Origin of the sequence: Sphingomonas folli (assembly GCF_019429525.1) — a bacterium.
Lineage (GTDB): Bacteria > Pseudomonadota > Alphaproteobacteria > Sphingomonadales > Sphingomonadaceae > Sphingomonas > Sphingomonas folii.
In genome coordinates this window covers 130,616-145,687 of the sequence record NZ_JAHXZL010000009.1, presented here as the reverse complement: position 1 = coordinate 145,687, position 15,072 = coordinate 130,616, and the positions used below count along the sequence as shown (strand labels likewise).

Genomic DNA, 15,072 nt, shown 5'->3' with positions numbered 1-15,072 from the left:
CAGCATATGGGCATGGCGGGTTTCCTGGGCGCGACCTACGACTGGGTGAAGGCGGCGCACCTCATCTTCGTGATCTTCTGGATGGCGGGGCTGTTCATGCTGCCGCGCTACCTCGTCTATCATCAGGAAGGTCTGGGCGGCCCGGCCGAGGCGGCGCGCTGGGTCGAGCGCGAGGGCAAGCTCCGCTCGATCATCCTGACGCCCGCGATGATCCTCGTGTGGCTGCTCGGCGTCGCGCTCGCGCTCAACGCCGGCATCGCCGACGGCACGCCGGGGCTGGGCTGGCTCCACGCCAAGATCGCGCTGGTGGTGCTGCTGTCGGGCTATCACGGCTGGGCGATCGGCTACGCGCGCAAGCTCGCCGCGGGGCGCGCCACGCTGTCCAACCGCGCGCTGCGGCTGGTGAACGAAGTGCCCGCGATCGCCGCCGTGCTGATCGTGATCCTGGTGATCGTGAAGCCGTTCTGAGACGCCCGCGCCGGCTTGACTAAGCCGCGGCCGACTCTTACCTCGCGGTCACGGCGTGACCGGTCCCGGCCACCCGCCTCCTCTACAGCTTCGTATCTCGAGCGTATTCTTCGCCGGCCGAGCTTCCCCCCACTCCCGAGCACATCGGACACGTCTACATGCATCTCAAGGATTTGAAGAAGAAGGCCCCGGCCGACCTCGTGCAGCTCGCCGAGGAGCTGGGGGTCGAGGGCGCGTCCACGCTGCGTAAGCAGGATCTGATGTTCGCCATTCTCAAGGTCCAGGCCGAGAACGGCGAGCAGATCATGGGCGAGGGCACGATCGAGGTGCTGCCCGACGGCTTCGGCTTCCTCCGCTCGGCGCAGGCCAATTATCTCGCCGGCCCCGACGACATCTACGTCAGCCCCAACCAGGTGCGGAAGCACGGGCTGCGCACCGGCGACACGGTCGAGGGCGAGATCCGCGGGCCCAAGGACGGCGAGCGCTACTTCGCGCTGGTCAAGATCACCCAGGTCAATTTCGAGGATCCCGACCGCGTCCGCCACCGCGTCAACTTCGACAATCTGACGCCGCTCTACCCCGACGAGCGGCTCAAGATGGAGATCGAGGACCCGACGATCAAAGACAAGTCGGGGCGCGTGCTCGACGTCGTCGTGCCGATCGGCAAGGGCCAGCGCTGCCTCATCGTCGCCCCGCCGCGCGTCGGCAAGACGATCATGATGCAGAACATCGCGCGCGCGATCAGCCACAACCACCCCGAGGTGTTCCTGCTGGTGCTGCTCATCGACGAGCGCCCCGAGGAAGTCACCGACATGTCGCGCACGGTGATCGGCGAGGTGGTCTCCTCCACCTTCGACGAGCCCGCGACGCGCCACGTGCAGGTCGCCGAGATGGTGATCGAGAAGGCCAAGCGCCTGGTCGAGCACAAGAAGGACGTGGTGATCCTGCTCGACAACATCACCCGCCTGGGCCGCGCCTACAACACGGTGGTGCCCTCGTCGGGCAAGGTGCTGACCGGCGGCGTCGACGCCAACGCGCTGCAGCGGCCCAAGCGCTTCTTCGGCGCGGCGCGCAACATCGAGGAGGGCGGCAGCCTCACCATCATCTCGACCTCGCTGATCGACACCGGCAGCCGCATGGACGAGGTGATCTTCGAGGAGTTCAAGGGCACCGGCAACGCCGAGATCGTGCTGGACCGCAAGGTCGCCGACAAGCGCATCTTCCCCGCGATCGACGTCGGCAAGTCGGGCACGCGCAAGGAAGAGCTGCTGGTCGAGAAGGACAAGCTCAGCAAGATGTGGGTGCTGCGCCGCATCCTGATGCAGATGGGCACCGTCGACGCGATGGAGTTCCTTCTCGGAAAGATGAAGGATTCCAAGACGAACGACGATTTCTTCGACTCGATGAACCAGTGAGCCGCGCCCGCGCCGGTCACACCGGCGCGGGCGTGACAGGCGGGTGAAAGCTCCCGCCGGTTAGCACAGGATAACTTTGGCCGGGCGGCGCGTTGTCACGACGTGCCGCCCGCTCGTATCTCCAGGAGACTGACTAAGTGAGCCTGATCGCCATGCTGGCCGCCGCGGGGGCGGCCGCCGCGCCGCAGGGACCGGGCTCGCTCGGCGACATCTGGCAGCATATCGTCGCCGATTTCTCGAACCTCTCCGACCCCGCCGCGCTCGCGGCCTTCGGCTCGGTGCTGATGATCGACCTGGTGCTGGCGGGTGACAACGCGATCGTCGTCGGCGCGCTCGCCGCGGGCCTGCCCTCCGACCAGCGCAAGAAGGTGATCCTGATCGGCATCGGCGCCGCGCTGGTGCTACGCATCTTCTTCGCGCTGATCGTCACCTGGTTGATGGGGATCGTCGGCCTGATCTTCGCGGGCGGCCTGCTGCTGCTGTGGGTCAGCTGGAAGTTCTGGCGCGAGATTCGCGCCGACGGTCACCAGCCCGACGCCGAGGGCAACGGCGACGCCGCGGTGGCGCCCGCGCGCAGCTTCGTCGGCGCCGCCTGGGCGGTCGCGGTCGCCGACGTGTCGATGAGTCTCGACAACGTGCTCGCGGTCGCCGGTGCGGCGCGCGAGCATCCCGGCATCCTCGTCGTCGGCCTGCTGCTGTCGGTCGCGCTGATGGGACTCGCCGCGAACTTCATCGCGCGGATCATCGATCGCTACCGCTGGATCGCCTATGTCGGCCTCGCCGTGATCCTCTTCGTCGCGGGCAAGATGATCTACGAGGGCTGGGTCGGCGCCGAGAACACGCCGGGGCTGGTGACACTGCTCGGGTGAGCGGATCGCGCCGGGTTCACAGCGCGTTCAACGCCGTCGCGTCAGTCTCGCGCCGGCCTGACAACGGAGTGACGATGCGTATATTCACCGTGCCGCTGGCGGCGATCGCGATCGTCGCCGCACCGGCCGCCGCGCAGGGCAACGATCTCGCCGCGGTCCAGCGCTTCCTGACCGCGGCCGAGACCATGACCGCCAATTTCAGCCAGACCGATCGCGACGGTCGCGTGCTGACCGGCGTGCTGACGCTCAAGAAGCCCGGCAAAATCCGCTTCCAATATGAGAAGGGGGTGCCGCTGCTCATCGTCAGCGACGGCAAGGCGTTCACCTTCATCGACTATTCGGTGAAGCAGGTGCAGCGCTGGCCGATCGGCAACTCGCCGCTGGGCGTGCTGATCGATCCCAGCCGCGACATCTCGCGCTATGCCAGGGTGGTCCCCTCGCCCAACCCCGACGTGCTCTCGGTCGAGGCGAACGATCCCAAGCACCCCGAGTTCGGCCGCATCACGATGGTGTTCGCGCGCGACGCCGCGGCGCCGGCGGGGCTGATGCTCCAGGGCTGGGTCGCGCTCGACAGCCAGGGCAACCGCACCACGATCCGGCTGAGCGGGCAGAAGTTCAACGCGCCGGTGAGCGACGGCGCCTTCCGCTGGACCGACCCCCGCCGCCGCGGCCGCAACGGCTGACGAATTTTTCCAACCCGTTCATCTGACCGACAGCTTAATTGTCCTAAATGAAGGGCGTGGGGGCGGACGCCTCGGGGATTTTCCCCCTGTTGCCCTGAGCCCTTCTCCCCCGCTTGCGTGATGAACGCTGTGTCGGCCCTCGCTCCATGCCCCCGGAGCGGGGGCCTTTCACGTTCTGGGCCTCTCTCGTTCGCGGGCCGCGCCGAGACGGGCGTCGGGCGCTTCCCGCGGCGCACTCGACCGCCTATGTCGCGCGCGTGAAGATCGTCTCCTGGAACATCAACTCGGTCCGCTTCCGCCTCGACATCGTCGAGCGCTTCCTCCGCGAGGCCGCCCCCGACATCCTGTGCCTGCAGGAGACCAAGGTCATCGACCCCGACTTCCCCGTCGCGGCCTTCCGCGCGCTCGGCTACGAGCACGTCCTGCTCAACGGCCAGCGCATGCACCACGGCGTCGCGATCGTCAGTCGCGTGCCGATCGAGGCGGACGAGCGGCTCGACTGGCAGGCCAACCGCGAGGCGCGCCACCTCGGGGTGCGGCTGCCCGGCGGCGTCCGGCTGGAGAACGTCTACGTGCCGGCGGGCGGCGACGTGCCCGACCGCGAGGTGAACCCCAAGTTCGGCCAGAAGCTCGACTTCGTCGAGCGGATGACGCGCTGGTCCGAGACGCTGGACGTGCCGACGATCCTCACCGGCGACTTCAACATCGCGCCGCTGCCGAGCGACGTGTGGAGCCACAAGGCGCTGCTCAAGGTGGTGAGCCACACGCCCGTGGAGGTCGAGGCGCTCGAGCGGCTGCGCGCCTCGAACGACTGGGTCGATCTGGGGCGCCACTTCCACCCCGCGCCGGCGCGGCTCCACACCTGGTGGAGCTATCGCTCGCCCGACTGGACCAGGAACGATCGCGGCCGCCGGCTCGACCATATGTGGGCCACCGCCGACGTCGCGCGGACGGCCACGTCGCACATCGTCCACGAGGATTGCCGCAGCTGGCTCAAGCCGAGCGACCACGTGCCGATCATGACCGAGTTCGCCTGGTGAGCGGTGCCAGCGCCGACCCGCGCGACGCGGCGCGCGCGATCGACGCGATGCGCCGCGGCTGGCCGGTCGCGCTCCACGCGCCCGGCGAGCCGGCGCTGGTGCTACTCGCGGTCGAGACCGCCGACGCCGCGCGGCTCGCCGCCTTCGCCCCGGGCGACGACTATGCGATCCTGATCTCGGCCGGGCGCGCCGAGACGCTGACGTTGACCAACCAGCGCGAGTCCGCCGCGCCCGACCTGCCCGTGCTGATCGAGCGCGCGCCCTGGTTCGACATGGCGCTCGCCACCGCGCTGGCGGACCCGCAGCTCGACCTCGCCACCCCGCTCAAGGGCCCGTTCCGCACCGCCGAGCTGGCCAGCCCGGTCGCCGCCGCCGCGGCGCTGCGGCTGGCGCGCGTGGCAGGACTGCTCCCCGCCTTCTTCACCGCCGCGGCCGAGCCGGCGGTCGCGATCGACGTGGCCGCGATCGACGCGCACGAGGACGCCACCCGACTCTCGATCGCCGTGCGCGCGCGGCTGCCGGTGGCGCGGGCGGAGGACGCCGAGATCGTCGCCTTCCGCTCGCCCGAGAGCGCCGACGAGCATGTCGCGCTGCTGATCGGCCAGCCGACCGGCGTGCCGCCGCTGGTGCGGCTGCACAGCGAGTGCCTGACGGGGGACGTGCTCGGCAGCCTCAAATGCGACTGCGGCCCGCAGCTCCACGCCGCGATCGACCGTATCCGCGCCGCCGGCTGGGGCATCCTGCTCTACCTGCGCCAGGAGGGGCGCGGCATCGGGTTGGTCAACAAGTTGCGCGCGTATGCGCTGCAGGACCAGGGCTATGACACGGTCGACGCCAACACGCGGCTCGGCTTCGCGGTGGACGCGCGCGACTTCGGCGTGGCGGCGCGGATGCTGGTGCTGCTCGGACAGGAGCGCGTGCGGCTGCTGACCAACAACCCCGCCAAGGTCGCGGGGCTCGAGGCCGCGGGGGTGACGGTGGTGGAGCGCGTGCCCCACGCCCTGCCCGCCAACCCGCACAACGAGCGCTATCTCGCGACCAAGCGCGACCGGACCGGGCACCAGTTCTGAGGGTGGGTGGGGACGATAGGTGGCGCCATCCTCACCCTCCCCTCTCCCAGCGGGAGGGGAAGGGTGGCGCGCAGCGCCGGAAGGGTGAGGGTGACTCCTGACCGAGCGTCGGCCTAGACCGTCGCGCCCATCAGCAGCTTGGGCAGGTCGCCGCTCTCGCCGCGTGCTTCGCTCATGAAACGGTCCTTGAGCGGCGGGATCCGGTCGACCGCGCCGATGCCGAACCGGCGCACCGCGCTCGCCGCCTTGCCCGGTATCCCGAACAGCCGCGTCAGCGTGTCGGTCGCCGCCGCCACCATGAAGGTGTCGAGCCCGCGCCACGCCTCGTAGCGGCGCAGCAGCTGCGCGTCGCCCGCGTCGAGACCGAGCCGCCGCCCCTCGACCAGCACCTCCACCAGCGCGGCGACGTCGCGATAGCCGAGGTTGACCCCTTGGCCCGCGATCGGGTGGATGCCGTGCGCCGCGTCGCCCACCAGCACCAGCCGCGTGCCCGTCACGCGCGCGGCGTGGTGGAAGCCCAGCGGGTAGCTCGCGCGCGGGCTGGCGTGCGACAGCGCGCCGAGGAAGCCGCCCATGCTCTTCTCGGCCTCGGCGAGGAAGCCGCGGTCGCCCAGCTTGAGCATCCCCGCCGCCTGGTCTGCCGCGACCGTCCAGACGATCGCCGAGCGATGGCCGATGTCGTCGTCGGGCAGCGGCAGCAGCGCGAAGGGGCCGGCGGGGTAGAAGATCTCGTAGGCGACGTTCTCATGGTCGCGCGCGTGGTGGAACGCGCCGACGATCGCGGCGTGGTGGTACTGCCAGCGCGCCACCGCGATCCCCGCCGCCTCGCGGGTCGGTGACCGGCGCCCCTCGGCGGCGACGAGCAGGTCGGCGGTGACCGTGCGCCCGTCGGACAGGGTCGCGCGCACGCCGTCCTGGTCGCGCTCGACCGTCGTCGCGCGCGTGCCCATGCGGAGGTCGACCCGCGACGCGGCGCTGACCGCGTCGTAGAGCGCGCGCCGCAGCAGCCGGTTCTCGTACATCGTGCCGAGCGCGGCATCCTCGGGCGCGGGCACGAAGTCGAGCTTGCCGGGCGCCAGCCCGTCGCTCACGCGGATATGGCGGATCGGGCAGCCCTTGCCGCGCAGCGCCTCGCCCACCCCGATCGCGTCGAGCATGCGGTGGCTCGCGCTCGCCACCGCCGAGGCGCGGCCGTCGAAGCCGTCCGCGAGCATCACCGACGGGTCGGCGGGATCGACGACGATGGCGGAGAGGCCGTGGCGGTCGAGCGCGACCGCGAGCGCGCTGCCGACCAGCCCGCCGCCGAGGATGAGCACGTCTGCGTGGTCCATGGCGCTGCCCTACAGGGTCGCGCGCGGGCGGGAAAGGCCGGCTCTCTTGACGCGGACTCGCCGGCGGCGGACAATGAGCGCCGGGCATCTCGGACATCGTTGAGGACGGAAGCAAGCATGGCGAGCAGGGCCGACGCGCCGCTGTGGCGCGAGACGGTGAAGGCGGGGGCGCGGCGCAGCGGCGCGCTGATCGTCGCGGTGGCGCTGGTCGCGCTCACGCTGGCGATGGCGCTGGCGCTGGCCAGCTACCGCCCGAGCGACGCCGCGTTCAACACCGCCGCGGGCGGGGTCGGCGGCAATCTGCTCGGCGCGCCGGGGGCCTGGTTCGCCGACCTCGCGCTGACGCTCTTCGGCCCGGCGGTGGCGTTGCTGCTGCCGGTGGCGCCGCTGGTGGCGGCGCGGCTGTGGCGCGAGCAGCCCGCGGGCGCGTGGCCGCGGATGCTGCGCGGCACCGCGGTGGCGGTGGCGCTGATGGCGGTCGCGCTCGGCTGCGCCGCACCGGGCGCGGTGCCCGCGCTGCCGTTCGGCTGGGGCGGCGCGGTCGGGCTGGGCGTGGTCGCGGCGACGCGCTGGGCGCTCGGGCTGGTCGGCGACGCGCAGGTGCGCTGGTGGGGCGTGGTCGCGCTCGGCGTGGTCAGCGGCGTCGGCGGCGCGTTCCTGTGGGGTCGAAGCCTGGAGATCGACTTCGCGCGGCTCGCGCCGCGCGGGGGGCTGCGGCGCGCGCGCGGCGACGCCGACGACGGGCGCGACGACGTCGACGCGCCGTTCGACACCGCCGACGCCCCCGCGCCGGCGCGCCGCCCCGCGCCGCGCGCGGTGGCCGAGCCCAACGATCGCCCCGCGCCCGTCATCAGCGACCGCACGCTGGCGCCCTCCGCGGCGCGGCCCAAGCCGCAGCAGCGGCTCGACCTGCGCGACAGCTACACGCTGCCGGGGCTCGACCTGCTCACCCCCTCGCCCGCCAACCAGAACAACCCGGTCGACAAGGCGGCGCTGGAGCGCAACGCGCGGCTGCTCGAGACCGTGCTCGACGACTTCAACGTCAAGGGCAACATCACCGAGGTGCGCCCCGGCCCCGTCGTGACGATGTACGAGCTCGAGCCCGCGCCCGGCATCAAGGCGACGCGCGTGATCTCGCTCGCCGACGATATCGCGCGCAACATGTCGGCGATCTCGGCGCGCGTCGCGACGATCCCCGGGCGCACCGTGATCGGCATCGAGCTGCCCAATGCCAGGCGCGAGATGGTCTCGCTGCACGAGCTGGTGGCGAGCCAGGCGTTCGAGGACCAGTCGGCGCAGCTCCCCGTGATCCTGGGCAAGAACATCGCCGGTGATCCCGTCATCGCCGATCTGGCGCCGATGCCGCACCTGCTGGTCGCGGGCACGACCGGCTCGGGCAAGTCGGTCGGCCTCAACGGCATGATCCTGTCGCTGCTGTACCGGCTCACGCCCGACCAGTGCCGCATGATCATGATCGACCCGAAGATGCTCGAGCTGAGCATGTACGACGACATCCCGCACCTGCTCTCGCCCGTCGTGACCGACCCGGCCAAGGCGGTGCGCGCGCTCAAATGGGCGGTCGAGACGATGGAGGACCGCTACCGCCAGATGTCCTCGGTCGGGGTCCGCAGCCTCGCCTCGTTCAACGAGAAGGTCCGCGCCGCGCGCGCCAAGGGCGCGCCGCTCGGCCGCCGCGTGCAGACCGGCTACGGCGAGAACGGCCAGCCGGTCTACGAGGAGGAGCAGCTCGACTATGACGTGCTGCCGCAGATCGTCGTCATCGTCGACGAGCTCGCCGACCTGATGATGACCGCGGGCAAGGAGGTCGAGTTCCTGATCCAGCGGCTGGCGCAGAAGGCGCGTGCCGCGGGCATCCACCTGATCATGGCGACGCAGCGCCCCTCGGTCGACGTCATCACCGGCGTGATCAAGGCCAACCTGCCGACACGCATCTCCTTCCACGTCACCAGCAAGATCGACTCGCGCACCATCCTCGGCGAGCAGGGCGCCGAGCAGCTGCTCGGGCGCGGCGACATGCTCTACATGCCCGGCGGCAAGGGCATCGTCCGCGTCCACGGCCCGTTCGTCAGCGACGACGAGGTGCGCGCGGTGACCGACCATTGGCGCGCGCAGGGTCAGCCCGACTATATCGAGTCGGTCACCGAGGAGCCCGCCGAGAGCTTCGCGCTGGAGGGCGCGCCGACCGGCGAGGACTCGGCCGAGGACCAGCAGTATCGCGCCGCGGTGGCGATCGTGTGCGGCAGCCAGAAGGCGTCGACCTCCTGGCTCCAGCGCCAGCTGCGGATCGGCTACAACTCGGCGGCGCGGCTGATCGAGCGGATGGAGAAGGAGGGCGTGGTGAGCCGCCCCGACCATGTCGGCCGGCGCGAGGTGCTCCGCGACGGGGACGGCAACCCGCTGTAAGTGCGCCGTCCTCGGGGGCACGGCCGCCGCTTAGGGTCCGACCGGTGCGAGCGGACCCGTGCTCCCGCGCTCGCCGGAGCACGCCGATCGTTCCGATGAGCCGGACCGGACCCGCGAGGCGATCGGCGCGGGCGGGCGCTCAGTTCGGCGACTGCCCCGGCCCCTCCGCCGCCGACACCGATCCGCGCGCGGGCGGCGCGTCCGAGCGCGCGACCGCGAGCGCGCGGTCGTACCAGTCCGACAGGTCGCGCTTCATCGCGACCAGCGCCGCGGGGTTGAGATAGGTCATGTGCCCGGCGGGATAGTAGACGAAGCGCAGGTTGCCGCGCTGGCTCGGCTCCAGCATCATGTGGCCGAGGTCGTTCTCGGTGCCGAAGAACGGCGTCGCCATGTCGTACCAGCCGTTCATCGACAGCACCTGGAGATAGGGGTTGGCGCGCATCGCCGCGGCGAGGTCGACCGCGGTGTTGGGGTTGTTCTGCGGCCCTGCCCCACGCAGCGGCGACTCGTGCTTCCAGTTCCACGTCCAGCCCGCCGCGTCGCGCGCGGAGAGGCGGTAGGGCATGTCGGTCTTGTAGCCGAGCTGGTGCGTCACATAGTCGGTGAAGGTGGCGATGAACGCGCCCGAGATCGCGTCGGACGAGACGTCGGTCTCCGGGCGCTCCCCCGCCGCGTCGCTGTCGGTGCCGATGTAGCGCGAGTCGAAGCGCCCGACCGTCTGGCGCGTGCCGCGCAGCAGCTCCTTCTGGAAGCGCGGCAGGTCGATCCGCAGGTTGGCACGGCGGATGAAGTCGGGCGACAGGCCGATCAGCTCGCTCATCCGCTGCGCCACCTGGTCGCGCTCGGCATCGGAGATATTCTGCCCCTTGGCCAACGCCGACATATAGGGGCCGACCGCGAAGTCGCGCGCCTGCTGGACGATCGTGGCGACGTCGGCGGGGCGGTTCGCCAGCCGGTTGTGATACCAGGCGGTCGCGGCGTAGCTCGGCAGATAGTTGAGGTACACCTGGTCGAGCCCGGGCTGGCGATAGCCGTAGTTCATGATCGAGCTGAGCAGCACCACGCCGTTGAGCGCCATGCCGCGGTCCTGCAGCTGATAGGCCAGCGCGCCCGAGCGCAAGGTGCCGTAGCTCTCGCCGAAGATGAACTTGGGCGAGTTCCACCGGCCGTACTTCGTGGCGTAGCGCAGGATCGCCTTGGCGAAGGCGTCCGCGTCCTCGTCGACGCCGTAGAAGGCGCCGGGCTTCATGTCGCCGAGCGGGCGCGAGTAGCCCGCGCCGATCGCGTCGAGGAACACCATGTCGGTCTTGTCAAGCAGGGTGTTGGGGTTGGGACCGAAGTCGTAGGGCGCGGGGCGGATGAACTCGGGGTTGCCGGTCTGCAGCCGCACCGGCGCGAACGAGCCCATGTGGAGCCAGAAGGTCGGGCTGCCCGGCCCGCCGTTGTAGAAGAAGGTGATCGGCCGCCTCGTCCCCGGCCTGGTGCCGTCGAGCGTGTAGGCGGTGTAAAACATCGAGGCGGTCGGCTTGCCCTCGAGGTCGCGCAGCGTCAGCGTGCCGGCGGTGGCGGTGTAGCCGAGCTTGCGGCCGCCGACCGTCACCACGCCCTTGGAGCGCTCCTCGCGCTCCTCGACCGGCGCGTTGGCATAGGCGCCCTCGACCGCGGCCTTCTGCGCCTCGGCGTTGGTCTTGGCGGCGGGCCTGGCGGGCGCGGCGTCCTTCTCCTGCGCGGCGGCGGGCAGGGCGGCGGCGGCGAGCAGGGTGGCGGCGAGACCGAGGCGCATGAGGTTCCCCCAAATTTTTACGTGAGCCTCGCTGTCTAATGGGCGTCCGGCGGTCGGAGCAAGGTGGCGTGTGATGGCCGCGCGCCGCCGTGCGGGCCGGGCGGAGTAGGAGCGACGCCAGGTAAGTCGGCGCGACCCTGGCTTCCCGCGTCCGCGCGAACACGAGGGGGAGGCAGTATGGCCTCCCTCAGTCGTCCTCGTCCTCGAAGCCCGACAGCGCCAGCGCGCGTGCGCGGATCTGGCGCGTCATGCACCAGTGGACCAAGGCCTCCTCGCGGCCGTGCGTCACCCACACCTCCCTCGGCGCGATCTCGCTCAGCGTCGCGGTCAGCTCGTCCCAGTCGGCGTGGTCGGAGAGGATCAGCGGCAGCTCGACGTTCTTCTGCCGCGCGCGCTGGCGTACGCGCATCCAGCCGCTCGCCATCGCGGTGATCGGGTCGGGCAGGCGGCGCGCCCAGCGGTCGTTGAGCGCCGAGGGCGGGCACATCACCACGTGCCCCGCCATCTCCGCCTTCGCCGCGCCGGTGGCGGGGCGCAGCTCGCCCAGCCGCACGCCCAGCTCCTCGTACAGGTCGCACAGCCGCTGGAGCGCGCCGTGGAGGTAGATCGGCGCCGCATGCCCGCGCGCGCGCAGCTCGGCGATGACGCGCTGCGCCTTGCCCAGCGCATAGGCGCCCACGACGACGCAGCGCTCGGGGTTGGCGTGGAGCCGCTCGAGCAGTTTGTCGATCTCGTCGCCGGTGTCGGGGTGGCGGAAGACCGGCAGCCCGAAGGTCGCCTCGGTGACGAAGACGTCGCACGCCACCGGCTCGAACGGCGCGCAGGTCGGGTCGGCGCGGCGCTTGTAATCGCCCGAGACGACGACCCGCTCGCCGCGATGATCGAGCACGATCTGCGCCGAGCCGAGCACGTGGCCCGCGGGAACGAAGCCGACGTCGACGTCGCCGAGCCGGATCGTCTCGCCATAGGCCACCGCTCGCCCGCTCTGCTCGCCGTAGCGCGCCGCCATGATCGCGAGCGTCTCGGGGGTGGCCCAGACCTCACCGTGGCCGCCGCGCGCGTGATCGGCGTGGCCGTGGGTGACGAGCGCGCGCGGCTCGGGCGTGGAGGGATCGATCCAGGCGTCGGCCGGGCGGACGTAGATGCCGTTGGGGTGCGGCTCGAGCCAGTCGCCGAGCGTCGGTGCGCGAGTCGCCATGGCGGAACAACCGCGGCAGCGGATCGAAGTTCACCGCGGGGACGTTGGCCATGGGAAAGAAACAGCGGACGGAGAGTGACATGGCGGGCGACGGCCTGTGGAGCTTCGTGGTGATCGGGGGGCCGATCATCCTGGTCGCGGCGCTGCTGTTCGCGATCCTGCGCAACCGCCGCAGCCGCCACGAGGAGGCGCGCACCGAGGAGGCGACGCGCGCACTCTACAAGGAGCAGTCGGCGGAGGACCGCGCGCGCACGCCGTGACGCGCGGGGCGGGGGCGGGCGGGCAGCGGTAGCGCACCTTGCCCCACCCCGGCGCGTCGCTACATCTGGCCCACCTTGGCCGCGCTCCCCTTGCTCCTCTCCGACTGGTTCGCGCGCCGCGGGTGGCAGCCGCGCCGGCACCAGCTCGCCATGCTCGACGAGGCGCGCGCCGGCCGCCATGCCCTGCTCATCGCCGCGACCGGCGCGGGCAAGACGCTCGCCGGCTTCCTGCCGACGCTCGCCGAGCTGATCGAGACGCCGACCGAGGGGCTGCACACGCTCTACGTCTCGCCGCTCAAGGCGCTGGCGGTCGACATCCAGCGCAACCTCGTCACGCCGATCGACGAGATGGGCGCCGACATCCGCGTCGAGACCCGCACCGGCGACACGCCGTCCGACCGCAAGGCGCGCCAGCGCGTGCGGCCGCCGCAGATCCTGCTGACCACGCCCGAGTCGCTGTCGCTGCTGCTGAGCTACCCCGACAGCTTCACGATGTTCGCCGGGCTGCGCGCGATCGTGGTCGACGAGGTCCATGCCTTCGCCACCGGCAAGCGCGGCGACCTGCTCGCGCTGTGCATGGCGCGGCTTCAGACGATCGCGCCGGCGTGCCGCCGCGTCGCGCTCTCCGCCACCGTCGCCGACCCCGACGGCTATCGCGCCTGGCTCGCGCCGGACGGCGACATCGACCAGGTCGCGCTGGTCGAGGGCGAGCCCGGCCCCGACCCTGACATCGCCATCCTGCTGCCCGAGGACCGCGTGCCCTGGGCAGGCCACTCGGGCCGCTACGCCGCCGAGCAGGTGATGGCCGAGATCGAGACGCACCGGACCTCGATCGTCTTCTGCAACACCCGCAGCCTCGCCGAGCTGATCTTCCAGGACCTGTGGAAGGCCAACGCGATGCAGCTGCCGATCGGGATCCATCACGGCAGCCTGGAGAAAGAGGCGCGTCGCAAGGTGGAGGGCGCCATGGCGGCGGGGAGGCTGCGCGCGCTGGTCGCCACCGCCAGCCTCGACCTGGGGGTCGACTGGGGCGACGTCGACTGCGTGATCCAGATGGGCGCCCCCAAGGGCTCGTCGCGGCTGCTGCAGCGGATCGGGCGCAGCAACCACCGCCTCGACGTGCCGAGCGAGGCGATCGTCGTGCCCGGCAACCGCTTCGAATATCTCGAGGCGCGCGCCGCGCTCGACGCGGTCGAGGCGGGCGAGCTCGACCCCGACCTGTTCCGCATGGGCGCGCTCGACGTGCTGGCGCAGCATCTGATGGCCTGCGCCTGCGCCGCGCCGTTCGACCAGCGCGCGATGCTGGCGGAGGTGCGCTCGGCGCTGCCTTACTCCGCGCTGAGCGACGAATTGTTCGAGCGCGTGCTCGGCTTCATCCGAGACGGCGGCTACTCGCTCAAGGCGTACGACCGCTTCAAGCGGCTGACGCAGGACACCGACGGGACGTGGCGCGTCAGCCACCCGCGCTTCGTCGCGCAGCATCGGCTCAACGCCGGGATCATCGTCGAGGCGACGATGCTCAAGGTGCGCTTCCGCAACGGGCGCGCGCTCGGCAAGGTGGAGGAAGGCTTCGCCGCGACGCTCAGCCACGGCGACACCTTCTTCTTCGCCGGGCTGAGCCTCGAGGTCGAGAAGATCGACACCGAGGATCTGATCGTCCGCGCCACCAGCCGCCCGGCGCGCATCCCCACCTACGGCGGCAGCCGCATGCCGCTCTCGACCAACCTCGCCTCACGCGTGCGCCGCTTCCTCGCCGAGCCGGGCGAGTGGCATCGCTTCCCCGCCGACGTGCGCGACTGGCTCGAGATCCAGTCGCGCCGCTCGACGCTGCCCGCGCCCGAGCAGCTGCTGGTCGAGACCTTCCCGCGCGAGGGGCGCCACTATATGGTCGCCTACAGCTTCGAGGGGTGGAACGCGCACCAGTCGCTCGGCATGCTGGTGACCAAGCGGATGGAAACGCTCGGGCTCAAGCCGCTCGGCTTCGTCGCCAACGATTACGCGATCGCCTGCTACGGGCTGGAGAAGGTGACCGATCCCGCGGCGCTGTTCTCGGCCGATATCCTGGAGCATGAGTTCGTCGAGTGGGTGGAACGCTCGCATCTGCTCAAGCGCGCCTTCCGCGAGGTGGCGGTGATCGGTGGGCTGGTCGAGCGCCAGCACCCGGGCAAGCGCAAGACCGGGCGGCAGGTGACCTTCTCGACCGACCTGATCTACGACGTGCTGCGCCAGTACGAGCCCGGCCACGTGCTGCTCGAGGCGGCCTGGGCGGACGCGCGCGCGCGGATGACCGACGTCGGCCGGCTCGCCGACCTGCTCGACCGCGCCGCGGACACGATGGTCCATGTCGACCTGCCGCGCGTCACGCCGCTGGCGGTGCCGGTGCTGACGCTGATCGGGCGCGAGAAGGTGGCGACGGGCAGCGCCGACGACTCGCTGCTGATCGAGGCCGAGGCGCTCGCGGCGGAGGCCATGCGCGTCGACTGAGCGCCCGTGGCGGCGCCGGACGGACGGTTCCGCCCGCCTCGGCCGGG

Annotated in this window: 12 protein-coding genes; 9 read left to right on the top strand and 3 right to left on the bottom strand. The window is 71.3% G+C overall.

Annotated features, from left to right (window positions below; genetic code table 11):
• Positions 1-12: 12 nt before the first annotated feature.
• The 6 genes from KZ813_RS14520 (at position 13) to ribA (ending at position 5,545) form a co-directional block, all read left to right on the top strand.
• Positions 13-468, top strand: a complete 456-nt coding sequence (locus tag KZ813_RS14520; protein WP_219755694.1) for a CopD family protein — start codon at positions 13-15, stop codon at positions 466-468.
• A 158-nt stretch (positions 469-626) separates the two neighbouring features.
• Positions 627-1,883 carry a transcription termination factor Rho gene (gene rho, locus KZ813_RS14515; RefSeq protein ID WP_219755693.1) on the top strand — a complete coding sequence of 419 codons (1,257 nt, stop codon included), beginning with the start codon at positions 627-629 and terminating at the stop codon, positions 1,881-1,883.
• A gap of 152 nt (positions 1,884-2,035) precedes the next feature.
• Positions 2,036-2,752, top strand: a complete 717-nt coding sequence (locus tag KZ813_RS14510) for a TerC family protein (RefSeq protein ID WP_219755767.1) — start codon at positions 2,036-2,038, stop codon at positions 2,750-2,752.
• Positions 2,753-2,826: 74 nt separating this feature from the next.
• On the top strand, positions 2,827-3,435 hold the full coding sequence (locus KZ813_RS14505) for a LolA family protein (RefSeq protein WP_219755692.1): 609 nt from the start codon (positions 2,827-2,829) through the stop codon (positions 3,433-3,435).
• A 257-nt stretch (positions 3,436-3,692) separates the two neighbouring features.
• Entirely contained in the window at positions 3,693-4,475 is a 783-nt protein-coding gene (locus KZ813_RS14500) for an exodeoxyribonuclease III (RefSeq protein ID WP_219755691.1), read from the top strand.
• A 47-nt stretch (positions 4,476-4,522) separates the two neighbouring features.
• Complete coding sequence (ribA, locus tag KZ813_RS14495; protein WP_219755766.1) at positions 4,523-5,545, top strand: GTP cyclohydrolase II; 1,023 nt, start codon at positions 4,523-4,525, stop codon at positions 5,543-5,545.
• Positions 5,546-5,658: 113 nt separating this feature from the next.
• Here ribA and KZ813_RS14490 read toward each other — a convergent pair whose 3' ends face one another.
• Positions 5,659-6,876: a UbiH/UbiF/VisC/COQ6 family ubiquinone biosynthesis hydroxylase gene (locus KZ813_RS14490; protein ID WP_219755690.1), complete on the bottom strand. Its 1,218-nt coding sequence runs from the start codon at positions 6,874-6,876 to the stop codon at positions 5,659-5,661.
• Between the two features lie 117 nt (positions 6,877-6,993).
• On the opposite strand from KZ813_RS14490, the gene KZ813_RS14485 reads away from it, so the two are divergent.
• The gene (locus KZ813_RS14485; protein ID WP_219755689.1) at positions 6,994-9,300 is read left to right on the top strand and encodes an FtsK/SpoIIIE family DNA translocase; all 2,307 of its coding nucleotides are present in this window, start codon (positions 6,994-6,996) and stop codon (positions 9,298-9,300) included.
• 139 nt (positions 9,301-9,439) lie between these two features.
• Here KZ813_RS14485 and KZ813_RS14480 read toward each other — a convergent pair whose 3' ends face one another.
• Positions 9,440-11,083 (bottom strand): S10 family peptidase, encoded by a 1,644-nt coding sequence (locus KZ813_RS14480; RefSeq protein ID WP_219755688.1) that lies wholly within the window; start codon positions 11,081-11,083, stop codon positions 9,440-9,442.
• 187 nt (positions 11,084-11,270) lie between these two features.
• A complete protein-coding gene (locus KZ813_RS14475; RefSeq protein ID WP_219755687.1) occupies positions 11,271-12,281 on the bottom strand; it encodes a ligase-associated DNA damage response exonuclease in 1,011 nt (336 codons plus the stop codon).
• A gap of 80 nt (positions 12,282-12,361) precedes the next feature.
• Between KZ813_RS14475 and KZ813_RS14470 the strand changes: the two genes are divergently transcribed.
• A complete protein-coding gene (locus tag KZ813_RS14470) occupies positions 12,362-12,541 on the top strand; it encodes a hypothetical protein (protein WP_219755686.1) in 180 nt (59 codons plus the stop codon).
• Between the two features lie 90 nt (positions 12,542-12,631).
• Positions 12,632-15,025: a ligase-associated DNA damage response DEXH box helicase gene (locus KZ813_RS14465; protein WP_373369284.1), complete on the top strand. Its 2,394-nt coding sequence runs from the start codon at positions 12,632-12,634 to the stop codon at positions 15,023-15,025.
• The last annotated feature ends 47 nt before the right edge of the window (positions 15,026-15,072 follow it).